We start from the raw sequence: 25513 nt of genomic DNA on the forward strand, positions 1-25513 counted from the left end.
CCATTTATTTTTTCAATATTAAAACACTCTTAGGACACACTATGACCACTCCGACTCGCAAACGTAAAAAAGCCGCCCCAAAAACCTTTAAGGCGGCTTACGATATTCTAAAAACCAATGCAGATCAATTACAGCAACAAGACGAGCCTGATATCGACAATCTAATGACCACAGTTGAAGAGTCTATTGCTGCGTATCGCATTTGCGAGACCCGCATCAATGCGGTACAACAAGCGCTAGATGCTGCCTTTTCTGAAGAAAATAAAGTAGAAAGCAGCGACAGCTAAGCGCTCTTTATTCAAACTCATCAACTTCAAAGACTTGGCGCAAATAGGCAAGATACGTGTCATTATTAATCATGGTCTTGCCTGGACTGTCGGACAGTTTGGCGACTGGTTGCCCATTGCACTCGACCAGTTTTAGAACGATATTAAGCGGCGTTATGCCCATGTCGTTGGTGAGATTGGTGCCAATACCAAAGCTGGTTCTAATGCGGCCCTTGAAATATTGATGCAACTCCCATGCCTTTTCGAGATCCAAACCATCGCTAAAAGTTAGAATTTTCGTCTTGGGGTCTATCTTTAATTTTTCGTAATGAGCAATGGCCTTGTCGCCCCAAATATAGGGATCACCACTATCATGACGTAGGCCATCAAAAAGCTTGGCAAAATACAAATCAAAATCCCGTAAAAACGCATCCATCCCCACAACATCGGTCAGTGCAATTCCCAAATCACCACGATATTCGTGTACCCACGCTTCAAGTGCCGCTTTTTGTGAATCACGCAGACGCACATCCAATGCCTGAAAGGCCTGCATAAACTCATGCGCCATGGTACCTATGGGCGTCATACCCAGCTTTTTTGCCAAATACACGTTGGACGTCCCGCTGACGATTTTTGGCTCAGCTTTGTGCAAAGTCTCAACCACATGAGCCTGCCACACTTTACTGAATCGTCTGCGAGTACCAAAATCAGCGACGATAAATGGCGGTATATCACGACCGTGTTTTGTCTGTTCTGCTGCATAGTGATGTAACAATTCTACTTTTTCATCCAATCTGCGCTGCCCTTCTGCAATCACGCTCGCATTGGATAACGCATTAAAATAGAGTTCATTGACAATCGCCAGCACAAAGACCTCAAAAAACATGGCCTGAATCATCGGGCCTTCAATATCGACGAACAGACGGCCTTGACCATCGGTACTGACGGTAATAAAACGGCGCTTCAGTTTAAACAACTCAAGATAATCCACAAAATCTGAGCGCATAAAACGCAGCCCGCGCAAATACTCCAGCTCATCTTCTAAAAAACGCAATTCACATAAACTGTCCAGTTGTTGCTCTAGTTGTTCTTTGATGTCAGACAGTGGATAGATAGCATCTTTGTTATTGCGACAACGGAAACGGTAAACGCCGTGCGTCTGCGGAAACTGATGCAGCATCGCTTGTAGCATCGTAAATTTGTACAAATCATTGTCAAGTAATGAGGTAATGATAGGTGCATCGGTAACGGTCATACTATGGCCTTAAAAAAGCTAAAATAAGAAATAAGCGTCACCCAATACTCAAAGCGACATCATAATGTGGACAATGGACTAAAGAACGCATAAATGCCCAATGAACCGCTAAGTATAACGAAGTTTTCGGTTGATTTCAGAGTTCACGATTGCTTGCAGCAAAACTACTACGATTGTGCGCAGTCTTTACAAAAATATGGCCAGAATCTACGCCAAAAAAAGACGCTAAGAAAATGCTTAACGTCTTTTTTATAGATAACATCACTTTATAAATGACATCACAACTTTAGCATAATTACGCTTTAACCAATTTGACCAATGGCGCATAGCCTGACTGCGGCATCACATCGACTGGGATAAACTGCAAAGCGCCACCGTTGATACAATAACGCAAGCCGCCACGATCTTTTGGACCATCAGGGAATACGTGACCGAGATGCGAATCAGCGACCCGTGAGCGAATCTCGGTACGCACCATGTTAAAGGCTTTATCTTCATGCTGAGTAATCACTTGCATATCGATAGGCTTGGTGAAGCTTGGCCAGCCGCAACCTGACTGGTATTTATCGGTTGATAAAAACAATGGCTCACCGCTGACGACATCGACATAAATACCGGGAGCAAACAAATTATCATATTCGTGACTGAATGCCCGCTCAGTGCCTGCATCTTGAGTGATATTGTACTGCGCTTTGGTCAGAGTATTCTTCAAAGCTCCTTTATCAAACCCAGCATAACGCTTAGGATCTAATGTCTCAGCGACCGTGTTGACAGGCGCAAGTTTGATCCGTGCCATGCCTTCAGGCTTGTCATCGGCAAGGCTCAAATCCACATGACAATAACCATTTGGATTTTTTGTCAAATAATCTTGGTGATACATTTCAGCCAAATAAAAATTGTCTAAAGCCTCGTTTTCGACGACGACTTTTTGCTCATATTGACTTTGCACCCGTTTAAGCGCGGCATCAATCACCGCTTTGTCTTCCTTATCAGTGTAGTAGACACCTGAGCGATACTGCACCCCGCGATCATTGCCTTGCTTGTTTAGGCTGGTTGGATCAATCACGCGGAAATAATATTTTAAGAGGGTATCCAGATCAGTTTTATCAGCATCGTAAGTGACTTTGACAGCTTCAGCATGTCCTGAACCACGAATCACTTGCTCATAGCTTGGATTGGCCATATCACCATTGGCGTAGCCTGATAACGCATCTACGACGCCATCGACCCGCTCCATATAAGCTTCTACGCCCCAAAAACAGCCGCCAGCAAGATAAATTGAGCGCGTATTAATCGCTTTGCCTTTGTCATTATAATAAACCCCATCTTTTTGCTTGATGGTCTCAATCTTGCTGTTGCTGTCTAAGGTTTGTGCGTTTGCAGGTTTGGCATTGCCCGCTTTTAGCTCAGCAAAATCGTTGTTGGCATTTTCGGCAAGCGCATAGGCTTGCTCTGCCGATATATTGCCTTTGACTAAATGTACTAAATTGCCGTTTTTATCAAGTATCGCCCAGCTTGGATACACCTGCACACCAAGCTTGTTGATTAACTCGCCTGACGCATCAGACAGGACAGGCAGTTGTGGATAATCTGCTTGAACACCAGCATACCAAGTGCCAAACTCGCCATCCGCTTTTTCATTCAAATGACCAGGACTGACCACGGTCACGACATTCAAATCAGCAAATTTTGGATCGGTGCGCCATTTCTCCGTTTCCTCAAGCGTTCCCAAACAAAGCGGACACCAGCTTGCCCAAAATTTGACCAAAGTTGGTTTGTTAGGATCTATCACTGCCGCGCCTGTATCGCCCAAGCCTTTGGTCAATTGTGGCAATGCTTGCATTTGTCCGATCATATCAGATGGCAACATATCACGTGAACTGTTGACGCCGCTGTTTTGCTTGCCTACTTTGGTGCTACTGCTCGCATCATTTTCCGCGCTGCTCATTTGTCCGCAGGCCACCAATATACCCGCACTCAATACTGTCGTTACACCAAATGCACTGACGTTTTTGAACCAACGAGAAGTAGTACATGAATCTGTGACCAATTTGCTGGCATTGCTGCGGTCTTTGTTGTCTATTTTTTTGTGTGACATGATATGTCCTTTTTACGAAGTCTTGCGATCATATACTTGATGATGGTTGGCTAAACGAGTTTGACGCAGCTAATCGTACTTTTTGGGTTTGATATTAGATATACTTAACAGTATACCTCTATGGTCGAGCCTACATTAATAGTAAGTTGCGTGTTGCTACACTTTCTGAACAACACAGCAAAAATAGCGATATAGAGAAATAGCTGACATGATGATTCCTGCTTGAGTATGTGTTTATAGAGATAATGTGAAAAAACTGTGAGGGAAACAATGCAATTAAGCCATCCTATCAACCCCTAAGTTTTGGCACTCATAAATTGCGCCACATAGTCATCAGCAGGATTGTAGCGTAAGTCACTTGGCGTACCAGTCTGTACCAAACGTCCACCATTTAAGATACTAATGCGTTGACCTACTTTGACGGCCTCATCGATATCATGGGTAATAAAAACAATGGTTTTATGCAAGCGCTCTTGTAGCTCTAGCAGTTGGTCTTGCAATTGAGCACGAATAAGGGGATCAAGCGCAGAAAACGCTTCATCCATTAGCAGAATTGGATTGTCTGTGGCCAAAGCCCGCGCCAACCCGACACGCTGCTGCATACCACCTGATAACTCGTCAGGATAGCTGTGTTCTAAATTTGATAGCCCAACTTCATTGAGCCAATACCGAGCAGTGTCATGACGTTCCTTAACACTCATCTTACGTACACGTAAACCATAAGCGACGTTTTGTATGACGGTCATATGCGGTACTAGACCAAAATGCTGAAACACCATACTGACCGTTTGTTGCCGATAATGCTGCAACTCTTTGTCATTAAAATCCAATACATTGATAGCGTCAGGCGATTTTTCTGTTTCGGCTACGTTTATCGTTTCTGCTGACGTTTTATTCATACTTGTAGCATGAACATCATCTTTAGAGTTTTCTACTTTCATATTTGCATTGATAGAAGTATCAACCCATATCTGGCCGCTGGTTGGGTCAATCAATCGATTGATATGACGTATCAATGTCGATTTGCCAGAGCCTGAGAGTCCCATAATACAATGCAGCTCGCCCGCCTTGACCGCCAAATTAATATCATAAAGGCCGACCGAATAGCCTGTTTTTTGCTTTACTTGATTACTGTCCATGCCCTCTGCCAATAACGCCAATGCAGCCTGTGCTTGCGAGCTACTGGCATTATAGATTTTACTGATATTCTCTAAGCGGATATGATTCATCGTGGTTCTCGCTAGTGACGCGTTCTTATAGACACGTTTTTATTGGCATCGCTTTCGTTATCGTTATATTGGTCATTAACTCTACCATTTGCTCATGATAAGCAAATGATTAACCAATCCGGCGTCTGCCAGCATCGATAGTTTTTTGACGAGCGCGTTTGCCTTGACCAAAGGCTTGAGTAATACGGTCAATGATAATTGCCACAATGACAATTGCGGTACCTGCTTGTAAACCCTGCCCAATATTGAGCGTCTGTATAGATTGCAATACATCTTCGCCCAAACCTGGCGCTCCAATCATAGACGCCAACACCACCATAGAGAGCGACATCATCACTGCTTGGTTGACACCTGCCATGATACTGGGTAGCGCTTGCGGCAATTTAATCCAAATGAGCAACTGCAAATGGGTACTACCGAATGAACGTCCTGCTTCTACCATTTCATGATTTACTTGCGTGATGCCCAACGTTGTCAGCCGAATAAGGGGCGGCAGTGCATATATGATAGTCGCAAATAGCGCAGGCACTTTACCAATACCAAATAGCATCAACACTGGTATCAGATAAACAAAGCTGGGCATGGTCTGCATCACATCCAGTATGGGAGTCACAATCTTGCGAAGCAGTTTGCTACCTGACATGGCAATACCGATAGGAATACCAATGACTACCGTGACCAATACTGAGACGATGAGCAGCGCCAAAGTATCAACCAATGCGCCCCATAATCCAAATGCGCCAATGAGAAATAACCCTGCCCCGCATGCCAGCGCAAACCAAACCTTGCGTACACCGAACCAAGCCAATACAGTAACCAGCGCAATAATCAACCATGGAGGGATAACGGTTAATAGACGCTCAATCGGTAGCAATAAATATGTTAGTGCCACCGTGCTGATAGTACGAAACACGTCACCATAATTTTGGACGACGTTTGCTAAGGTATTATTCAGTAGTGTCTCAAGTGACCATGAAGGAAATATAGAGGTTAGCGCTGTTTGATTGATACTAGATGCTGCTGTATCAGCAGTGATGTCGGCGCCAGTTAAGCCAATACCTAATTTGGTAGTAAGGTTGGTCGCCGCTTCTTCAGACACCCATTTTTGCCAAACACTTGGGTTTTCACGTAGAAACACTAAGGCTTGCGCATCTCCGCTACGTTTATTTTCACTCATCTCCAAGATAGCGCCATTCAGCTCATCAGAGGTAAATTGTACTTTTTTGAAGACCTCTACCAGCTCAGGATTGGTGTCGATAAATGGCGTTGATACTGCGATACCTAACGGGGATACCGGAAATCCGGAGACGCAATCAGCTGTGCCGTCCGCTCGTAACAAATCCTGCCAACAAGCATCGTCATGGGCAGGAAACACTAATGGCGCAAAGTCATATTTTGCCATCAAGCCTGTGGGCTGCCAATAATAAAACAAGAGGGGTTTGTGCTGCTCAAAAGCCGAAGCAATCTCGGCATCGAGTGCCGCCCCAGTTCCCGGCTGAGCATTATTAAAAACGCTGTCCAAACCGGTATTTTTGAGTAAACGTGTATTAAAAATCTCACACGTCCAGCCAGAAGGACAGTTCATAAAACGGGATTTGCTCGGATCTTCTGGATCGTTAAACAGATTTGCGTATTTCGGTAGATCTTGATAACTGCGAAGACCGGGGTTTTCTTCTAGTACATAGCTCGGTACATACCAACCTTGAGTCGCACCGCCTTTGAGTGTATCGCCAATGACTGCTACCTTATTCTGCTCGATGGCTTGCTCCATGATGGGAGAGCGTCCAACCCATTGCTCCCCAATAATTTGGATATCATTTTGTGACAGTGCTGTCTCAAGTGCTGGACCCGCTCCAGGTACCTCTTCAATGATACAGCCATAGCCATCTTCTGCGATATATTTAAGCACACCCGAGATGAACTGACCGCTCTCCCATGTCAGCGCACCAAATTTTATTGGTGAGGCGCAAGCGGCGGACGCCGATATCGGCAGCAATAGTGCACTCATACACAGTAAACTTAACGCAATCCATTGGCGCATGGTCTGTCCTATTCAACACGGTTACTTTAAAATAATTACTTTAAAACAATTACTTAAAGTGGTTATTGCAAAATGGCTATTGCAAAACATTTATTCTCGAAACGTTTATTTTAAAACCACTACTTTAAAACCACTACTTTAAAAACAGTGCCATGGCCTTTTTGAACAGCCCACCGTAAGGGGGCAGCAGTAGGTTCATGCCATTGAGCTTGGTTTGCACAAAGACAGGCTTCATATGGCTTAGACGCTCAAACCCTGCTTTACCATGATACGCACCCGTACCAGAGTCCCCAACCCCGCCAAACGGTAAATCATGCTGTGCGACATGCATAATCACTTCATTAATACATAGACCACCAGAGACTGTATTATTACGTACCTTTTCTATGCCTCTGTGGCTATCACCAAAGACATATAGCGCCAATGGCCGTGGACGTGAATTCACAAACTGAATCGCATCATCAAGCGTCTCATAATGCATCAGTGGCAAAATCGGGGCAAAAATCTCGTCCTGCATCACCTCACTGTCAGGAGCGGGTTCACGCACAATGACTGGCGGCATGAGGCGCGTTTCTATATTGGATTTGACATCGGTAAGCTCATGTATCTCATCACCTGATAGCGCATCCAAATAGCCTTGCACGCGCTTAAATTGCGCACCATTGATGATGCGTGAATAGTCTGGATTTTTCTCAATATTAGGATAGTGCTTTACCATCCACTCTCTAGCAAGATCGATAAATTGCTCATGATAGTAACGCTGAATCAACACGTAGTCAGGAGCGATACAGGTTTGACCCGCATTCAAGGTTTTGCCCATCATCACGCGATTGACCACAGACTCTAAATTGGCATCATCTAAGACGATCACTGGTGACTTACCACCAAGCTCGAGGGTCACTGGCGTTAAATTCGATGCCGCAGCGGCCATCACTTTTTTGCCCACGGCAGTGGAGCCAGTATAAAGCAGATGATCAAAAGGCAGCTCGCTAAAGCCCGCAGCGATATCAACTTCGCCCAGCACCACACAGATCATATCGGCTGAAAAATAGCGAGCAATCGCATCAGCGAATGTCTGAGCAAATTGCGGTGCGGCCTCACTCATTTTAATCATGATTCGATTGCCTGCTGTAATCGCGTCAATCATAGGCCCTATCGCCAAAAACAACGGATAATTCCAAGGCACCATGATACCGACCACGCCCAGCGGCTGTGGCTGGATTTCATTATGAGCAGGCCTATACAGCGCTGAAATAGAAACACGCTGAGATTTCATCCATTTTTTGCCATGTTTTTTGGCATGACTGATACCAGTGAAACTAGGAAACAGCTCAGCAAACTGAGTCTCTGATTCGCTACGATAGCCAAAATCTGCGCTGATTGCTTTCGCAAAACTGTCTTGATTGTCGCTCAGCATGATCTCTAGATTGTCTAATTGGGTTTCGCGAGTGACCCAATCATTGATCGGTTGCGTACGGCTCAGTATCTGTAAACGCAAAAACTGCGCTTGCATATCATCAATCGTATTGACTGTACTCAAGACTTTGGGCGCTTGTCGCTGCACAAGATCAGTCACGTTTGAAGTTGGCTCATTGGGGGTTTGATTATTGTCTGTCATTGATCTTCCTTGTCATATGCGTTGGTGTTCACAGGCTACATTGGGGAAAAGACTGCGTACTTCTAGTCAGATGCTCACTTTGCTAGCCTGCCCTGACCATAAAGTTCATCAGATTCCGTTCATTATACTTTAATGTAGCGCATCGATTGTTCAATGAAAAGCAGATTACGTTAACTACTGCGTCTGTATGAAACAAGGAAGTGTGAGCAGATGTTTTTGACCTTTTCTTCATTATGCGTATTTCTGGAGGTGAGGTAATGATAAGATATAGTTTTGTGCGACTGTCTTTCAAACAACCACGCATTCCATCAATAATCGGTTTTTAAACGCAACAATAATAAGATTACTACTCTCATGCAAAATACCACGCAACCGCTTAACGATACACTTATCCGTAAATCTCTGTCAGCGGCTGACTATGTGCCGACTCTCGATGCGATGTTAGCGCGTACGCTCGCACGTATTGACTTAAAAAAACAACAAGGGCTACGAACGCCTGACGAGCTATGGATTGTCGATCATAATGACGTCTATACGCTTGGGCAGGCAGGCAAAGAAGAGCACATATTACAACGTACTGATACCCCGATTATCAAGACCGATCGCGGCGGTCAGGTGACATGGCACGGTCATGGGCAGTTGGTTATCTACTGGTTGTTTGATTTAGACAGCCTTAAATGGAGTGTGCGTAATCTAGTTTCTCACGCTGAACAAGCGATTGAAGACGTCATTAATGACTGTCTGCACAGCCCATCTTCACTCAATAGTGACAATATCAGTGCTCATGCCCGCCGTGATGCACCGGGAGTTTACTTATATTCTGATGTTTCTACAGCAGATAATCATGCCGATATGGGTACTAATCATACCTCCTCTAATAATACGATTATGCTCGGCAAGATGGCTTCCCTAGGCTTTAAGATTAAGCATGGCTTTAGTTACCATGGTATCGCGATTAACCTAAACTGTGATTTGTCAGCATTTAATGCCATCAACCCTTGCGGTTATGCAGGCATGCAAATGTTACGGCTGTCAGATTTTGTGACGATGAACGATGTCTCAAACAACCAAACAGATGACACTAAAAATAATGCTCAAGCAAATGACAAGTTAAGCTATGAACAAGTCACCCAAAAGCTCATCGATAATATTGCCAAACGGCATGCGGGACTGATTGAACTGCGAGCGATTGCGCCAAAGTAAATTCTTTGAGTCCGTTTTTGCATAATATCTTGCCTGCTTAGACTTAAGCATTAAGAGAAAATTCAGGCCAAACTTGTTATAATCGCATGCAGTACAAATCGGATGCCGCAATATTCTTGCGATATCCCTAGCTAGACCCTCTTATTCAAACACCTAAAACAAAAGCAAATTGGAGCACTTTATGGCAGATTTTAACAAAATTTTAGACGCAGGCGACGTAGATGGCGGCATCATCAACGTAGTAGTAGAAATCCCAGCTGGTAGCAGCCATAAAATTGAGTGGAATCGCGAATTGGCGGTGTTTGAACTTGATCGTATTGACCCACAGATTTTTGCTAAGCCTTGTAACTATGGTTTTATCCCGCAAACACTTGACGAAGATGGTGATGAGCTTGACGTATTGCTATTGACTGAACAGCCTTTACCAACGGGCATTTTCTTAAAAGCAAAAGTAATCGGCGTGATGAAGTTCGTTGATGATGGCGAAGTTGATGACAAAATCGTTGTCGTTCCTGCTGACGACCGTGATACCGGCAATGCTTATAACAGCTTAGCTGATCTACCAAAACAGTTGATCAACCAATTAGAGTTCCATTTCAGCCACTATAAAGACCTGAAAAAACCTGGCACGACTGTGGTCGAGTCTTGGGGTGATGTTGCGGAAGCAAAAGAAGTCATCAAAGAATCTATCCAGCGCTGGAAAGACTTATAATCTATTAACCATTGGCATAAATGCTGATAAAATATAGATAATGAAATACCGCTATCACATGGTGATCGCGGTATTTTTTTGCTCAAACGTTGCTGATATAAAATGGGTATAATGAACACTATTCATCATTTACATTCACACGCCGTAATAAGGACAGCCATGTTTAATCCTGATCCCAGCTCAAAGCCAAGTAATAAGAAGCTGCCAAAAGCGGTCATCATGATGATCGAAAAAAACAACTTGGTGATGGCCATCAAAACATTGGCGGCCGATGAAAACATCAGCATGGATGAAGCCAAGCTGCGCATTGATGCCTATGAAACCAAATTAAAGGTGGAGCAGCAGCAGAAACTCAATACTATCGCGAGCAAACAAGGCATCTCTAACCACGCTATTAGCTTTGATAGAGAGCAAGAGCCTGATGATGATCTCGACCCACTAATAAAAAACCGTGTCAAAACCACCAAACAAAGTCGAGTTTTCAAAAGCTTGCAAAAGGGCGTTGATAGTCAGCTTAACGACTTAGGCTACAAAAAACCGCTACTGCCTTATTGGCTAAAACGACTACTTGTCATTGCGGTCGTTATGTTAGGACTGTTTTGGATATTGTGGCGGGTGTTTGGTTAAATCAATAAGCCCTAAGTCGTTATATTTCAAACAGTAACCAATAACGCAAAATATTGAGTTCGACAAAGAAAATAAACTATTTACGCTTAGCAAAACTCTTGATGCTAAAGGCTCAAATACATATTATTTGAGCTTTAAAGCATCAATAACGGCTCTTAGTGCAGGTGATACATTATGATGCGGATAATATAAATGAAAGCCGCTAAAGGTATGACTGAACTCTCTCAATATATGAATAAGCTTACCATTTTTTAGCTCATTTTCAATCATATCGATGGGCACATAACCAATGCCCAGTCCTCGTTTTGCTGCATCAATCACTGAATAATCAGTCGAGAATACCCATTGTCCTTGCGTCTTTAATTTGTAAGGCTGCCCATCAATCATAAAGTCCCAGTGATACATGCCGCCACCCATGAATCGATAGCCCAAACAATTGTGATCGTTCAAATCCATTGGGGTTTTAGGAAGACCAAACTCATGGAAATAGTCTGGTGAACCGACCACAGCAATCTCCTCATCATAGTCGATACGCACCGATATCATACCTTCGGTGACCAAACTACCAAAGCGAACACCTGCATCAAATTGTGTGCTGATAATATCTGACAACGCAGTATCGCTTATCAACTCCAATTCAATATCAGGATATAGCTGTTTGAATTTGGCCAGCTTTGGTAACAGCACTTTATCAATAGCATACTGACCGGCACTGATGCGCACCAACCCCGCAGGCGTTTCGCGCAAATGTTTGAGTCTATCTAATTTCCTGTCTAATGAACCAAAACTTTGCTCAGCGGTCACAAATAATGCTTCACCTGCATGTGTCAAAGACAAGCTACGTGTGGTTCTCGTGAATAACTGTAGACCTAAGCGCTGCTCTAATAACTTAATAGAGCGGCTCAATGCGGATTGTGATATCCCAAGTTTGACAGCGGCTTTAGTAAAACTGCTCTCTTGAGCAACCAGTAAAAAAGCATGCAGCTCATTATAATTCTCTTGCTGTCGCATATTCAGAACCTGAGTGAATAAATAAAAGTTAAAAAATGGGTATTATCACTAGAATCGTAGAAGTATAAGATAATCTCATGACCTCACAGAATATATTATAAACAACTTTATCTTGTTTATAACACGGCTATTTTTACTCACACATTATAAATAATCACTAGGGCGTGTCATCAATTAGATTATGAGCATTAAAATGAGATAAATTGATGCTAAACAAGGAAAAATTCGTAGTAAATATGAACATATTGACAAGAGTTTTGACACTGTTTAGCGAAAATTTAGCCATTTTAAGGCCATAAATTGCATCAATGTGCTAATTGATGACACGCCCTAGTTAAGTGATTATTTACCATCACAAAGGACAACCAATGACTCTACCATCCATGATAAAAAAGCTTAGCTTGGGATTACTTGTCAGCTCAACCATCCTTGGTGCGAATCATATGGCACATGCAACCACACCCACCATCCCACTCGTACAAAAATGGGATAAAACCTTTGCTAAAAGTGACAGCGTCACACATCAAAAAGTAACTTTTAAGAACCGTTATGGCATTACCCTCGCCGCAGATCTTTATATACCAAAATCTTATAACAGTAAAAAGCTGGCAGCATTGGCTGTTGGTGGGCCTTTTGGCGCTGTTAAAGAACAATCATCAGGATTATATGCCCAAAAAATGGCAGAACAAGGGTTTGTCGCTATCGCTTTTGATCCTTCGTATACAGGCGAAAGTAGCGGTACGCCTAGAAATGTAGCATCACCAGATATCAACACGGAAGATTTTAGCGCAGCGATAGATTATTTAGGGTTACGTCCTGAGGTTGATAGAAATCGGATTGGCGCTATTGGTATCTGTGGTTGGGGCGGCATGGGACTCAACGCTGCTGCGATGGATACGCGAATCAAAGCAGTTGCCACGACCAGTATGTACGATATGAGCCGTGCGATGGGACATGGTATAGGCGACGGTGGTGATCGCTATGACGCGGATGATCGTCAAGCAGTATTGAAACATCTCAATCAACAACGCTGGGTAGACGCAGAAAAAGGCCAACCTGCGACAGCCAATCATGATCTCTATGTAGACGATAACGGCAAAGTGACCACGGCGGAGCGTATTTTGCCCAAAACCTTGGATAGTAATCCCAACCCTGTACAAAAAGAGTTTTTTGATTATTACCGGACGGCTCGTGGTTTTCATAAAAACGCAGTGAATTCGAGCGGCGCATGGACTGCTACCACGCCATTATCTTTTATGAACACACCACTGCTGAGCTATATTGACGAGATATCTCCGCGTCCCATTTTAATCATTGCTGGTGAGGACGCCCATTCGCTTTATTTTAGTAAAGATGCTTATCAAAAAGCCAAACAACCAAAAGAACTGGTCATTTTACCAAATACGAACCATGTCGATTTATACGACCGCATGGATAAAATTCCTTTCGATAAATTAACAGACTTTTTTAACAAAAATTTGAAATAAAAAAGCAAGATATTCAGTCATCAAAACAACCGGCTACGTGGTAGCCGGTTTTTGGTTTGGTCTAAAATCCGTTTTTTTAATAGCGTCTCAATACAATATCGAGAGTGTGTATATTAAGCACCAAAGAAATAGAAAAAAATGTAGAACAGCCTGCTTACTGGAGTGGGGTCTTTGCCATGACCTTGTGCGTTTTTGCATTAATTGCCTCAGAGTTCATGCCTGTGAGTCTACTCACGCCGATTGCAGCAGATCTCAAAATCAGTGAAGGGATGGTAGGTCAAGGTATTGCCATTTCAGGTGCTTTTGCAGTTATCACAAGTTTGACGATCTCTCGTGTAGCAGGCAGCATGAATCGTAAAACACTATTGTTGCTTTTAACCGCCATTATGGCTATTTCAGGAGCGATTGTTGCACTGGCGCAAAACTATACGGTTTACATGATTGGCCGCGCTTTGCTTGGGATGGTTATCGGCGGGTTTTGGTCAATGTCGGTAGCGATGGCAATAAGGTTAGTACCCAGCTCAGATGTGCCGCGAGCAATGGCTATTTTTAACAGTGGCAATGCCTTGGCAATGGTTATTGCTGCGCCTTTAGGCAGTTACCTTGGCTCGATTATTGGATGGCGCGGTGCCTTCTTCTGTCTGGTTCCTGTCGCCATCGCAACCTTTATTTGGCAATGGATCAGTTTACCTTCTATGCAAGTTACGAGGGGTAAGACAGACAAACATCCCACTATTTTAGGATTGCTTCGTAATCCTGTCGTGATGATTGGTATGTTGGCGGTCAGTTTGTTTTTTATGGGACAGTTTTCACTCTATACTTATATAAGACCTTTTCTAGAAACCATTACCCAAGTTGATATTTCTACCTTGTCACTGATTTTGCTTGGTATTGGCGTGATGGGCTTTATTGGCACGTGTATTATCAATATATTTTTAGATCGTCGTTTTTATGCGACGCTAATTATGAGTTCTATTTTAATGGCAGTTATTGCATTGACTTTGATATTTTTTGGTACATCGACCATAGTTGTAGCCATATTACTTGGAATTTGGGGTCTTTTAGGGACAGGGCTGCCTGTTGGTTGGTGGCGTTGGCTTGCCCACACACTGCCAGAAGATGCTGAAGCAGGTGGTGGTTTAATGGTCGCTGTGGTTCAGCTCGCCATTGCGTTGGGTTCGACACTGGGCGGTGTTTTATTTGACCATAGCGGCTATCAAGCAACGTTTATATTTAGTGCTATTATTTTAGTGATTTCTGCGTTCTTAACATCGCGTTTGGCCGCTAAATAACTACTTTAAGGGAGTTTGACAGATGAATGTGAATAATCGCATGATCATTATGATGGCTGTTGGTGTCATGTCAATATTTAGCGCTTGTGCTGACGATCAAAATGGCACGTCAAACTCACCTATTGTGCATGAAGGTTTGACAAAAAAAACAAGCCCTAATCATACAGAGCAACCGATATCAAAAAAGGAGCATATGAATATGTGGATGACAATTAATGGACATCGTTTTGAAGTGACGTTTGAGGACAATGCGACTGCAAATGCTTTTTCGGCACAATTACCCTTAACGTTAGATATGGAGGATTTGCACAGTAATGAAAAGCACGCTCAGTTGCCAAGTGCATTGCCAACAAAGGCTATTCGTGCGAATACCATTCATAATGGTGATATCATGTTGTATGGCTCATCAACGTTAGTGGTGTTTTATAAGGGTTTTTCTTCGTCATATTCCTATACGCGTATTGGTAGAGTAAGCCAGCCTGATCAGTTAGCCGATGTACTTGGGCAAGGTAACGTGCAAATTGAATTTAGTCGTGATTGATTTTAAATAGCCAAAAAATTGCTACTGCCTTATTGGTTAAAAAGACTGCTTGTTATTGCGGTAGTTATGCTAGGACTGTTTTGGATATTATGGCGGGTGTTTGGTTAAATACCAAATTACTGGATCATTATACTTCGGATAAAACAGTGTATCGATGAGAGCGGCTTTGAAAAATAAGTGCTCAGAGTCTTCGGCTATTCCTCCCAAGGCCTACCTTGCATTGACAAGTACGACTGGCCGCAAAAAAATAGAACCAATGCGATTGGTGCTCTATATTGTAAAACCCTGCTTGCCGTCGAGTCCTTTCGACATAATGTTAACTGGAAGGTCGTCAGATGGTAAATATTTCTGCTTTACCGTTTGCGCTACGATTTCTTTTGTCTTTTTTTACTCTACCAAAATAATTTTTCTGTTTATTACTATCGTCTTCTATGTTTTAAAAGCTCTACAGCATCGTTATAGAACTCTATATTGAGTAGTTCATTGGGACTTTTAGATAATGGCTTAGAAGAAGCTCCGTAATGAATAGTTCTCTGTCCTAAGTTATATTTTGGGCCATTAGCCGGTTCGTTACATTTGACACATTTATAAGTATCTCCTTTTTCTCCAGTAGGGATTGCTATATGGCCACAGCCACAATTGACAGCGTGTGCCTCTAAAAGTCTAGCGTTTATAAAGATTGGCGAACTGAAATCCTCAGTAACCATTCTCTTAGGTTGTCTACTAAAAATAGACTGTATTTTTTTAATCATTCGCATTAATTCCTAAAGTAATCTAAAATTTTTGGAATACTAAAAAATAGTGTATGCGTTACGTTTATTACCTAATATTAATCTGATTATTTAGGAATGAGTAGGTTAGCGGCGCACTACTATTGTATATCAATATGTAAATTTATGTATGTAATTGTTTATATATGAATTATTACTTTCTTCTTTTGGCGCAAAACTGTCATTTCTAATAATGACTAGGGATATCAATTTCAAGGTATCGATGAAAGCAATGCCTTTATTAATCGGCATGTTCGTGTGGCATTAACGGTATAGGCCAAGACGCAATCGCAACAGAAAATGAGCATCGAGTTGAAGGTGCAAATATCCCATTTCAAGCCAGCATACATATACCACCAAGTGTTTTTCTTTTAACTGTGAAGCTGCCTTTTATTAAAATAACAGACGTTATATTAAATAGTTATGAATAGATTTTGACTGTAATAAGCAGCTAAAAACAAAAAACTTAATAGCCTCGTATTCCTAACAATCAAATAGCCAAAAAACATGACTACCCTACTCATTTCACTTCTACGAGCATTAATACTTTTAAAGCACTAAAAAAGGATACCGTCGTATCCTTTTTTTGTTTTATCTCGCAGCCAATAAAAACCTTATTTTAATGATGCTCACCAGGAAGAATTTTGGCGAAGGCACGCTGTGCAAGGTTTGGTTTTTTATCGGTAGTCAGTCCAGCGCGGGTGCTTGGAAAAATACGATAACCCATCGACTGAATACCAACGTTGATCGCTGGTGCTAATGAATAAGTCGCTGAGGCGAATTTGCCCATGTTGCTGGCAATACTATTTGGCTTATGAACAATCGCTTTTGCTACCATCATCGCCGCTTCATCGGGCATAAGCGCAGGCATGTAACGATAAAGCTTGGTTGGCTCAATCATGGGCGTACGTACCAATGGCATAAAGATATTGGTGATTGTCACATTATCCCCTTTCACTTCAGCCGCCAAACAACGACTAAAGGCGTCAAGTGCCGACTTGGAAGCGACATATGCTGCAAAACGTGGACTGTTTGCCAAGACACCAATAGAGGAGATATTAACAATTTGTCCAGCTCGACGTTCAATCATCGTCGGCAAAAACCCAAGAACTATTTTAACAGCACCAAAATAATTGATATCCATGGTACGCTCAAAATCATGGAAACGATCAATAGATTCGTGCACTGAGCGTCGAATTGAGCGGCCAGCGTTGTTGACTAATACATCTACATATTTAAAATCTGCCAAAATCTGCTCGCTGACTTTTTCAATTTCATCCATATTGGTCAAATCACAAGGGTAATAGGTGGCCTTGCCACCAAGCGCTTCGATGTTTTCTTTGACCATCTTTAACTTTTCTTCGGTACGTGCCAACAAAATAACATGAGCACCGCACTCACTAAGCAAAAAAGCGGTGCGCTCACCGATACCGCTTGAGGCACCGGTGATGATGATATGTTTATCTTTAACGGTTTTGGTTATAGTTTTCTTCGAGGGATTAGCCATAAAAAGTCCTTTTCACTTGTTCTATTTTAATTGATATTTATTTATAGAATAGCAAAAAACAGAATGTAAAGTGAACAAAACATCAGACGCGGATGGTTAATTTGAAGATTTTGGAGGTTTGTAGACATATAATAGCGACAGTACTTGTTATTGTACTTTTTGCTGACTGATAACGAGGAGCATCTGCTTTGATAGAAACCTTAACCCAATATATTGACTCTATTGCCAAAATCATCGAATTTGTTGGAGTGATGATTATGGTTTTAGGCTTGGTCTATGCCTTTTATAAAACCATTTCATCGCTTGGTCACTTTACTGATGAAACGTATGTGAGTATCAGACAAGCGGTTGGTAAATCTATCTTGCTGGGGCTTGAGGTGCTAATTGCCGCTGACATCATGGCAACAGTGGTCACTGAGCCGACACTAAAAGATGTGCTGGTACTTGGCTTTATTGTATTAATACGTACCTTTTTGAGTCTATCGCTGCAAGTGGAGCTTGAAGGTCGTTTTCCATGGCAAAGCAAAAAATCTGCATCTGAAAAAAGGTTAAACACACCGCAGGCTGATAAAATATGACGCTCCTAAGCCATTGACACATATCAATTGGATAAAGCCCTACTACTCATGCTCGTGTAAAAAAGCCTCAACTACCCGAAACTGTCCAGCCGTACTTTCCTCACCATACATCGCCTGCCTAAAAGCATTGGAATTGCGGATGCCAGTGGTATACCACGCAATATGCTTGCGGGCTATACGGCAGCCAGAATATTCGCCATAAAAATCATACAGCTCTTGTAAATGCGCCAGTACAATATCTTTTATCTCACTAACACTAGGGGCATCCAGACTTTCGCCCGTACGTAAAAAATGTCCGATATCTCGGAATAACCACGGCTGTCCTTGTGCCGCCCGTCCAATCATCACCGCATCACAGCCCGTCAACTCATAAACGCGCTGGGCTTTTTGCGCACTATCAATATCACCATTGGCGATGACTGGGATGCTAATACTTTCTTTAACTTCTCGTATTAGCTCGTAGCGCGCTTCACCTGTGTACATGTCCTCGCGCGTACGTCCATGAATGGCAATCGCGGCAATACCTGCTTGCTCTGCTCGCTTTGCGACGCGTAAAATATTCTCTCGACCATTTTCAAAACCCAATCGTGTCTTTAATGTCACGGGAGCATTTACGCTATTTACCGCCGCATCTAACAAACGGGCAACCAAATCTTCGTCTTGCAATAATGCAGAGCCTGCCAGCCTACGACAGACTTTTTTGGCAGGACAGCCCATATTGATATCGATAATTTGCGCGCCATTATCGATCTGGTAACGAGCAGCTTCCGCCAGCTTATCTGGCTCAGCGCCTGCTATTTGTGCAGAAATAGGCGCAATCTCATTATCAAAATTGGCGCGATAAAGTGATTTTTTGCGGGCATACAATGCCGTATCAGCGATGATCATTTCGCTGACCGCATGACCTGCGCCAAACGACTTACACAATCGGCGAAAAGGATTGTCCGTCACGCCTGCCATAGGTGCAACCATAAGACGGTTTTCGATCGTTAGACCACCGATGTTTAATGGTTGTAGCAATGGATGATCGGCGACAGGTGAAGACGAGGATACAACGGGAGAGTTATTAGGCATAAAAAAACGGCTTGTATCACGAGAGGGACAAGCCGTTATTCTAAGGAATCGTACATATAATGCAAGCTATTCACATTAATAACTTGCACTGATAGACACTAACTTTTAAACATTAAGTCTTTATTTGTCAAACACACTGCCCTGTTCCAACGTGATATCTTCATCATGCTCTTGCATACGCCACGGCAGACTATCGGGTGCCATATTTAAGAAATGTAGATATTTTTCGAACTGGTCGATGATGTCATTAATGATAGATTCTGATTGATAACCATACAAATCGTAAGTTTGACCCCCTCGGCGCAGATAAACCTCAGCACGATAATGATGCTCTTGTGGCACGCTACCTGCCTTATCATCCATATAGTAATTAGGCACATCGTGCTCTGATAAACGAACCTCATACCAGAATTCAACATTATCGCCACGTCTTAATTCCAGTACAGCACGATTATTGACTTCATCATAATTGACATCAGGTAGCCAGCCTGTTTCTGCAAACTTCTCTGCCACTTCATTCATCGAGGTTACGATTGTCCCTTTGATATAACTCAGCACTTTCTCGCGCGTTGGCTGATTGGTCATATAATCGATACGATCGCGCCATGCGTCGAGTTTAAGTAAATGAGGCGGCAGATGATTGTCATTGGCCAAACTTTGATTGCGATGCCCTTCAATCCGTAGCGCGCGCCACATACCAAATGTCGAGATCAATATAATAATCGCAAACGGTAACGCACTAACAATCGCTGCTGTCTGTAGAGCGCTTAAACCACCCGCTATTAGTAAAACCGCAGCAACGGCGCCTTCAGTGATCACCCAAAATGAACGTTGCCACCATGGTGTGTCACTACGTCCACCTGCCGCCAGCGAATCAATAACTAATGACCCTGAATCCGATGACGTTACAAAGAAGGTAATAATTAACAGAACTGTCAACGAAGATACGATCTGAGTAAATGGCAGATTTTCTAATAATTTGAACAAAGCGATTGCTTGGTTGTTTTGCACTTCGCTAATAAGCGAGTCATAACCATCGACCATAATCATATGGAGAGCGGTATCACCAAAGACTGCAAACCAGAAGAAAGTAAAGAACGTTGGCACCAGCATCACACCAAGCACAAACTCACGAATGGTACGGCCACGGCTAATTTTGGCAATAAATAGACCCACAAAAGGCGCCCACGCAATCGTCCATGCAAAGATAAACAATGTCCAACTACCGATCCAATCACTGGATTGATAGGCTTGCAAGCTAAAGGTACGCTCAACGATATTGCCCAAGTAGCTTCCCGTATTTTCCATGAAAGCATTCAGAATAAATATCGATGGACCCACGATAAATACAAACAACATCAGTGCCGTTGCCAATAGCATGTTTAAGATGGACAACCGTTTTACGCCCTTATCCATACCGGCTAACACAGATACCAAGGCCGCTGCTGTCACTAATGCAATGATGATGACCTGTACCGTCGTACTCACTGGCACCATAGTTGGTAGCAAATAATTTAGGCCAGCGTTAATTTGTGCTACTGACAGTCCTAAACTGGTGGCGATACCGAACATCGTACCCACAATCGCAAATACATCGACCGTATGTCCGATAGGGCCATAAATTTTATCACCAATGAGCGGATATAGCGTTGAACGTACGGACAACGGCAGTCCATGACGAAAAGAGAAATATGCCAGCGACAAACCGACTACGCCATAAATCGCCCAAATATGAAAGCCCCAATGAAAATAGGCAATTTGCATGGCTTCTTTTGCAGCTTCAATCGTTTGCGGTGTAGATATCGGCGGACTGGCAAAATGTAATACCGGCTCTGCCACCCCATAAAATAGTAATGCTATGCCGTAACCTGCAGAAAACAACATAGCAAACCATTCAAGAAATTTATACTCAGCTTCGGCATGGTCAGGGCCAAGCTTGATACTGCCATAAGGTGAAAACGCTAAGGCAATAATAAACATCAAAAATATAGCAACTGCCAACATATAAAACCAACCGAAAGTATCGGTGGTAAACGCCAGTACAGTACTAAATAACTCGCCAGCCGCTTCTGGATTGATAGCGGTGCCAATCACTAGCAACAGCATAATAGCAGCTGCGGGTACGAAGACTGGCAGCAAAATGGTGGAGCGAGGTAATTTACTCATAAAAAATAATTTCCTCAAAAGAGTAACAATAAAAGATAATATTATGGGTGAGTTTATTCAAGTCGCTCTAATATTTATCACACTCTTTCCCAAAACCCCAGACAAGCCTTATATTTGTAACATTACTTTAACGAACATTACATCAATATTACTAAACAATAAAAAAGGCAGCTAGTAAGCTGCCTTCTGATTCATTATAAGAAAAATTTACATTTCTATTAGGGCATGTCCTAGCGATACGCTTTAACGGAATTAATTTTCGATAGCAGTAGCAAGCTGTTTAGCCATGTCAGCAAGTTTATCGGAGTCTGCTTGGGTTACCGCATGACGACCCAGCTCATGAATACTCGATGGTATCAGATGCACATGATAATGAAAAACCGTCTGCCCAGCTTGTGCGCCATTTAGCTGCATTTGAGTGATGCCTTCACGCTCAAATACTTGACGCTGTGCTTGCATGACTTTTTTGCAAGTCATTAAAACAGCCGCAGCATATTTAGCCTCAAGATCTGCCAAATCAACCGCTTTTTGTTTGGGTATGACCAGTACGTGGCCTTCTGCTTGCGGCATGATATCCATAAAGGCGAGGGTTTTATCATCTTCATAGACTTTATGATAAGGAATGTCGCCGTTTAGCATTTTGGCAAAAATGTTGTTGTCATCGTAAGCAGTCTGTTGGGTAATATCAGTCATTATTTTTTCCTTTAATTGTTTAATTATTGAATGCTTAATAGTTTTAGAATGATTTAGACAGCTTGTCATATATAGCGGCCGAAATGTCACTTAAGCACAAGATAGCATAGCGTGAATCATAAAAACCACAAATTGTATGCGTGTGGTATAGCTCACTAATTTATTGGCGAGTCAGGCGCTTAAAATGTTATATTAGTGCCCTACTTTGATGAAACACTCTAATTATGGATTTGCCTACTTTGCCGACCAATACATTAGATAGCCTAGATAATACTGACACTTATGTAGCACCTAATAATAAAGCATTTTTAGCGGATAGCGATGTGCCTAATACCTCTGTGCTTAATAATGCTGAACTGGCGCAATCAACAGCTGAAAACAGCTCTCAGAAAATTGATCCTAACGCCATTATCTTAGCGGAAGCACTGACTGATAAAGCCATCAGTTGGCAAATACACAATTGTAAAATCATCAAAAAGACGGTCACTCAAGACTTACCCCTGCCCTTCTTGTATCACTACGACAGCTTAGATGACGCTGTTAAAAAAACCCATCCGTTGACACCTACGCTATTAACTCAATTTAATACCTCTATGACAGCCAGTCAAGCCGCCAAACTGATTGGCATTGAAGAAGCATTATTATCCAGGCCGTGGCATGTAAAGGTGATAGGATCTTTGGTGGTATTTAGCGAAGCATTACAATTGGCGGTACGTTTGCACTGGACCAATACTGGCAAAGAAACGCAGCAGATTTATACCAAAAACGAGGCGGATGCTATTACCATCGCTTTTAAAGACTGGCAGTTTTTTGGCCGTGTCGATGTCCTCTATAAAAACGACAAACAGACGTTAATCAGTATCGATGAACAAAGCCGCAGCACTGAAGAACCGCTGACTGAATCCCTGCTAACTATTGATGCCAGTAGCGATTATCAGCAGTTACTGAATACTCATGCGTTGGCAGTGATTGTGAGGTTAGAAGCGGACAAAGCTGAGCTGCCTTGGTTTGATAAAGCCATACTAGAACGCATTGAATAAGATGCTGCTTGCTTATTTTATTCTGCTCAACCCACCGTTATCTCCATTATTTTAGTTACTCATATCTAATGGTATGGTTATCAATTAGTATAATTCACTAGTCCTCAAACCATATAAAAAGCACACTATCAATATCACAGCTGAGGATGTATATTTTTACCAACCTCGCCTATTTGTAAGGAATATCACATGGATTATCGTTCAAAAACCTCCACTGGCGGTCGTAATATGGCAGGTGCTCGTGCCTTATGGCGCGCCACTGGTATGACTGATGGCGACTTTGGCAAACCAATTATTGCCATTGCCAACTCTTTCACTCAGTTTGTACCGGGTCACGTACACCTAAAAGACCTTGGACAACTAGTCGCACGCGAGATTGAACAAGCAGGCGGCGTGGCCAAAGAGTTTAATACCATTGCGGTCGATGATGGCATTGCCATGGGGCATAGTGGCATGTTGTACTCATTACCAAGTCGTGACCTAATTGCTGATTCTGTCGAATATATGGTCAATGCTCACTGCGCCGATGCGCTCGTTTGTATCTCGAACTGCGATAAAATCACACCGGGTATGCTAATGGCCGCGATGCGTCTTAACATTCCAGTGGTATTTATTTCAGGCGGCCCAATGGAAGCGGGCAAAATTTTAGCCAGTACCGTTGGTAAGAGCCACAATACCGATAGTAGTGACAGCAGTGCCGTTCGTAAACTTGACCTCGTCGATGCGATGATGGATGCTGCTGATGACAGCATTAGTGATGAAGATGTGGCCGCGATTGAAGCTTCAGCTTGTCCAACTTGTGGTTCGTGCTCTGGTATGTTCACTGCCAACTCAATGAACTGCCTAACCGAAGCGTTAGGATTGGCCTTGCCAGGTAACGGCTCACTACTCGCTACCCATTCGCTGCGCCGCGAGCTGTTTTTAGAAGCGGGTCGTACCATTGTCTCGCTTGCCAAACGTCGCTATGAGCAAGATGATGACTCAGTATTGCCGCGCTCAATCGCTAGCAAAGCGGCTTTTGAAAATGCGATGACATTAGATATCGCGATGGGCGGCTCAACCAATACTATTCTGCATTTATTAGCAGCAGCTAACGAAGCAGAAGTCGATTTTAAAATGTCAGATATCGATCGTCTAAGTCGCGGTGTGCCTTGCCTAGCAAAAGTCGCTCCTGCCTCACAAAAATACCATATGGAAGATGTGCATCGTGCTGGTGGTGTCTTTGCATTATTGGCCGAGCTTGATCGTGCAGGATTACTGAAGACTGACGTGCCGACTATTCATAGTCCGACGATGAAAGCTGCGATTGATAAATGGGATATCATGAACCCTGATAATCAAGAGGCACGCGCGCGCTTCCTTGCAGCACCTGGTGGCGTACGCACCACTGAGGCATTTTCACAATCAAAAGAATGGTCAAACCTCGACGTCAACCGTGAGTCAGGTTGCATCCGCAGTGCCAAACACGCCTATTCTACAGATGGTGGATTGGCAGTATTATATGGCAATATCGCAGAGCGTGGTTGCGTGGTCAAAACTGCAGGCGTCGACGAGAGTATCTTAACCTTTACCGGTCGCGCGCGCCTGTTTGAATCACAAGATGATGCTGTAGCCGCAGTATTGGCTGACAATATCGTTGCAGGTGATGTGGTCATCATCCGCTATGAAGGCCCCAAAGGTGGCCCTGGTATGCAGGAAATGCTTTATCCAACGACTTATCTTAAGTCAAAAGGTTTGGGTAAAGAATGCGCGCTACTCACGGATGGTCGTTTCTCTGGTGGAACATCAGGCCTCTCAATTGGTCATGCCAGCCCTGAAGCAGCTGAAGGCGGTGCCATTGGTCTGGTTGAAGAAGGTGATACCATCCATATCGACATCCCTAATCGTACTATTAACATGCAAGTCAGTGATGCCGATTTGGCTACTCGCCGAGAAGCAATGGAAGCTCGTGGCCGCGATGCGTGGAAGCCAGTCAGTCGTGAGCGTTATGTCACCCCTGCTCTACGTGCCTATGCTGCCATGACCACCAGCGCTGATACTGGCGCGGTACGTGACGTCAGTCAGGTCGAACGCTAAGGCCAAAATTTCAATCATGATTTTGTAGCATATATTTATAAAATAATATAAAGCCTGCGCTATGCAGGCTTTTTTTCACCCAAAAACAACACAGCTGCTGTTTTGATAACGATTTTTTGCAGTAATAGAATTTTCTTTGCGTCATGATAAGGTTTTTTGATAACTATTATTTTTATTTCAAGAAATATATTCGATAATAAATAAAATGGATACACGACATTATGACGTA

20 protein-coding genes are annotated in these 25513 nt (G+C 43.0%); 10 read left to right on the top strand and 10 right to left on the bottom strand.

Features of this window, described 5'->3' with window-relative positions; translation table 11 throughout:
• Window positions 1-41: 41 nt before the first annotated feature.
• Window positions 42-287 carry an exodeoxyribonuclease VII small subunit gene (gene xseB, locus JMY02_RS02085; protein ID WP_201594702.1) on the top strand — a complete coding sequence of 82 codons (246 nt, stop codon included), beginning with the start codon at window positions 42-44 and terminating at the stop codon, window positions 285-287.
• A gap of 7 nt (window positions 288-294) precedes the next feature.
• Here the strand turns inward: xseB and pncB are convergent, their stop codons facing one another.
• From pncB to JMY02_RS02110, 5 genes are all read right to left on the bottom strand, one after another.
• A complete protein-coding gene (gene pncB, locus JMY02_RS02090) occupies window positions 295-1521 on the bottom strand; it encodes a nicotinate phosphoribosyltransferase (protein ID WP_201594704.1) in 1227 nt (408 codons plus the stop codon).
• 295 nt (window positions 1522-1816) lie between these two features.
• Window positions 1817-3619, bottom strand: a complete 1803-nt coding sequence (msrAB, locus tag JMY02_RS02095; RefSeq protein WP_201594706.1) for a bifunctional peptide-methionine (S)-S-oxide reductase MsrA/peptide-methionine (R)-S-oxide reductase MsrB — start codon at window positions 3617-3619, stop codon at window positions 1817-1819.
• A gap of 296 nt (window positions 3620-3915) precedes the next feature.
• Complete coding sequence (locus tag JMY02_RS02100; RefSeq protein ID WP_201594708.1) at window positions 3916-4848, bottom strand: ATP-binding cassette domain-containing protein; 933 nt, start codon at window positions 4846-4848, stop codon at window positions 3916-3918.
• A 109-nt stretch (window positions 4849-4957) separates the two neighbouring features.
• Window positions 4958-6889, bottom strand: coding sequence for a glycine betaine ABC transporter substrate-binding protein (locus JMY02_RS02105; protein ID WP_201594710.1), 1932 nt, complete (start codon window positions 6887-6889; stop codon window positions 4958-4960).
• Window positions 6890-7022: 133 nt separating this feature from the next.
• On the bottom strand, window positions 7023-8507 hold the full coding sequence (locus JMY02_RS02110; RefSeq protein WP_201594712.1) for a coniferyl aldehyde dehydrogenase: 1485 nt from the start codon (window positions 8505-8507) through the stop codon (window positions 7023-7025).
• Window positions 8508-8861: 354 nt separating this feature from the next.
• On the opposite strand from JMY02_RS02110, the gene lipB reads away from it, so the two are divergent.
• The 3 genes from lipB (at window position 8862) to JMY02_RS02125 (ending at window position 11049) form a co-directional block, all read left to right on the top strand.
• A complete protein-coding gene (gene lipB / locus JMY02_RS02115) occupies window positions 8862-9710 on the top strand; it encodes a lipoyl(octanoyl) transferase LipB (RefSeq protein ID WP_201594714.1) in 849 nt (282 codons plus the stop codon).
• 181 nt (window positions 9711-9891) lie between these two features.
• The gene (locus JMY02_RS02120; protein ID WP_010198287.1) at window positions 9892-10422 is read left to right on the top strand and encodes an inorganic diphosphatase; all 531 of its coding nucleotides are present in this window, start codon (window positions 9892-9894) and stop codon (window positions 10420-10422) included.
• Window positions 10423-10581: 159 nt separating this feature from the next.
• On the top strand, window positions 10582-11049 hold the full coding sequence (locus JMY02_RS02125) for a hypothetical protein (RefSeq protein ID WP_201594716.1): 468 nt from the start codon (window positions 10582-10584) through the stop codon (window positions 11047-11049).
• Between the two features lie 123 nt (window positions 11050-11172).
• Here JMY02_RS02125 and JMY02_RS02130 read toward each other — a convergent pair whose 3' ends face one another.
• Window positions 11173-12060 (bottom strand): LysR family transcriptional regulator, encoded by an 888-nt coding sequence (locus tag JMY02_RS02130; RefSeq protein WP_201594718.1) that lies wholly within the window; start codon window positions 12058-12060, stop codon window positions 11173-11175.
• Between the two features lie 368 nt (window positions 12061-12428).
• Between JMY02_RS02130 and JMY02_RS02135 the strand changes: the two genes are divergently transcribed.
• From JMY02_RS02135 to JMY02_RS02145, 3 genes are all read left to right on the top strand, one after another.
• Window positions 12429-13547, top strand: coding sequence for an alpha/beta hydrolase (locus tag JMY02_RS02135; protein WP_201594720.1), 1119 nt, complete (start codon window positions 12429-12431; stop codon window positions 13545-13547).
• A 176-nt stretch (window positions 13548-13723) separates the two neighbouring features.
• Window positions 13724-14839, top strand: a complete 1116-nt coding sequence (locus JMY02_RS02140) for an MFS transporter (protein ID WP_406947707.1) — start codon at window positions 13724-13726, stop codon at window positions 14837-14839.
• 22 nt (window positions 14840-14861) lie between these two features.
• Window positions 14862-15380: a cyclophilin-like fold protein gene (locus JMY02_RS02145; protein WP_201594722.1), complete on the top strand. Its 519-nt coding sequence runs from the start codon at window positions 14862-14864 to the stop codon at window positions 15378-15380.
• Window positions 15381-16769: 1389 nt separating this feature from the next.
• On the opposite strand, the gene JMY02_RS02150 is transcribed toward JMY02_RS02145, so the two are convergent.
• Window positions 16770-17657 (bottom strand): SDR family NAD(P)-dependent oxidoreductase, encoded by an 888-nt coding sequence (locus JMY02_RS02150; RefSeq protein ID WP_201594724.1) that lies wholly within the window; start codon window positions 17655-17657, stop codon window positions 16770-16772.
• A 188-nt stretch (window positions 17658-17845) separates the two neighbouring features.
• Between JMY02_RS02150 and JMY02_RS02155 the strand changes: the two genes are divergently transcribed.
• Window positions 17846-18235, top strand: coding sequence for a DUF1622 domain-containing protein (locus JMY02_RS02155; protein ID WP_201594726.1), 390 nt, complete (start codon window positions 17846-17848; stop codon window positions 18233-18235).
• Between the two features lie 42 nt (window positions 18236-18277).
• Here JMY02_RS02155 and dusB read toward each other — a convergent pair whose 3' ends face one another.
• The 3 genes from dusB to JMY02_RS02170 form a co-directional block, all read right to left on the bottom strand.
• Complete coding sequence (dusB, locus tag JMY02_RS02160) at window positions 18278-19309, bottom strand: tRNA dihydrouridine synthase DusB (protein ID WP_201594728.1); 1032 nt, start codon at window positions 19307-19309, stop codon at window positions 18278-18280.
• Window positions 19310-19429: 120 nt separating this feature from the next.
• On the bottom strand, window positions 19430-21475 hold the full coding sequence (locus JMY02_RS02165; RefSeq protein ID WP_201594730.1) for a BCCT family transporter: 2046 nt from the start codon (window positions 21473-21475) through the stop codon (window positions 19430-19432).
• Window positions 21476-21727: 252 nt separating this feature from the next.
• A complete protein-coding gene (locus tag JMY02_RS02170) occupies window positions 21728-22168 on the bottom strand; it encodes an HIT family protein (RefSeq protein ID WP_201594731.1) in 441 nt (146 codons plus the stop codon).
• 224 nt (window positions 22169-22392) lie between these two features.
• Between JMY02_RS02170 and JMY02_RS02175 the strand changes: the two genes are divergently transcribed.
• The gene (locus JMY02_RS02175; RefSeq protein WP_227678374.1) at window positions 22393-23208 is read left to right on the top strand and encodes a hypothetical protein; all 816 of its coding nucleotides are present in this window, start codon (window positions 22393-22395) and stop codon (window positions 23206-23208) included.
• 189 nt (window positions 23209-23397) lie between these two features.
• The gene (ilvD, locus tag JMY02_RS02180) at window positions 23398-25284 is read left to right on the top strand and encodes a dihydroxy-acid dehydratase (RefSeq protein WP_201594733.1); all 1887 of its coding nucleotides are present in this window, start codon (window positions 23398-23400) and stop codon (window positions 25282-25284) included.
• Window positions 25285-25513: the final 229 nt, after the last annotated feature.

This window comes from Psychrobacter vallis (assembly GCF_904846715.1).
In the GTDB taxonomy this organism is placed as follows: Bacteria; Pseudomonadota; Gammaproteobacteria; order Pseudomonadales; family Moraxellaceae; genus Psychrobacter; species Psychrobacter vallis.

What these genes read in the sequence shown, in the direction of transcription:
- xseB (WP_201594702.1), top strand. Translation starts at nt 42, where the DNA reads ATGACCACTCCGACTCGCAAACGTAAAAAAGCCGCCCCAAAAACCTTT.
- pncB (WP_201594704.1), bottom strand. Translation starts at nt 1,521, where the DNA reads ATGACCGTTACCGATGCACCTATCATTACCTCATTACTTGACAATGAT.
- msrAB (WP_201594706.1), bottom strand. Translation starts at nt 3,619, where the DNA reads ATGTCACACAAAAAAATAGACAACAAAGACCGCAGCAATGCCAGCAAA.
- JMY02_RS02100 (WP_201594708.1), bottom strand. Translation starts at nt 4,848, where the DNA reads ATGAATCATATCCGCTTAGAGAATATCAGTAAAATCTATAATGCCAGT.
- JMY02_RS02105 (WP_201594710.1), bottom strand. Translation starts at nt 6,889, where the DNA reads ATGCGCCAATGGATTGCGTTAAGTTTACTGTGTATGAGTGCACTATTG.
- JMY02_RS02110 (WP_201594712.1), bottom strand. Translation starts at nt 8,507, where the DNA reads ATGACAGACAATAATCAAACCCCCAATGAGCCAACTTCAAACGTGACT.
- lipB (WP_201594714.1), top strand. Translation starts at nt 8,862, where the DNA reads ATGCAAAATACCACGCAACCGCTTAACGATACACTTATCCGTAAATCT.
- JMY02_RS02120 (WP_010198287.1), top strand. Translation starts at nt 9,892, where the DNA reads ATGGCAGATTTTAACAAAATTTTAGACGCAGGCGACGTAGATGGCGGC.
- JMY02_RS02125 (WP_201594716.1), top strand. Translation starts at nt 10,582, where the DNA reads ATGTTTAATCCTGATCCCAGCTCAAAGCCAAGTAATAAGAAGCTGCCA.
- JMY02_RS02130 (WP_201594718.1), bottom strand. Translation starts at nt 12,060, where the DNA reads ATGCGACAGCAAGAGAATTATAATGAGCTGCATGCTTTTTTACTGGTT.
- JMY02_RS02135 (WP_201594720.1), top strand. Translation starts at nt 12,429, where the DNA reads ATGACTCTACCATCCATGATAAAAAAGCTTAGCTTGGGATTACTTGTC.
- JMY02_RS02140 (WP_406947707.1), top strand. Translation starts at nt 13,724, where the DNA reads ATGACCTTGTGCGTTTTTGCATTAATTGCCTCAGAGTTCATGCCTGTG.
- JMY02_RS02145 (WP_201594722.1), top strand. Translation starts at nt 14,862, where the DNA reads ATGAATGTGAATAATCGCATGATCATTATGATGGCTGTTGGTGTCATG.
- JMY02_RS02150 (WP_201594724.1), bottom strand. Translation starts at nt 17,657, where the DNA reads ATGGCTAATCCCTCGAAGAAAACTATAACCAAAACCGTTAAAGATAAA.
- dusB (WP_201594728.1), bottom strand. Translation starts at nt 19,309, where the DNA reads ATGCCTAATAACTCTCCCGTTGTATCCTCGTCTTCACCTGTCGCCGAT.
- JMY02_RS02165 (WP_201594730.1), bottom strand. Translation starts at nt 21,475, where the DNA reads ATGAGTAAATTACCTCGCTCCACCATTTTGCTGCCAGTCTTCGTACCC.
- JMY02_RS02170 (WP_201594731.1), bottom strand. Translation starts at nt 22,168, where the DNA reads ATGACTGATATTACCCAACAGACTGCTTACGATGACAACAACATTTTT.
- JMY02_RS02175 (WP_227678374.1), top strand. Translation starts at nt 22,393, where the DNA reads ATGGATTTGCCTACTTTGCCGACCAATACATTAGATAGCCTAGATAAT.
- ilvD (WP_201594733.1), top strand. Translation starts at nt 23,398, where the DNA reads ATGGATTATCGTTCAAAAACCTCCACTGGCGGTCGTAATATGGCAGGT.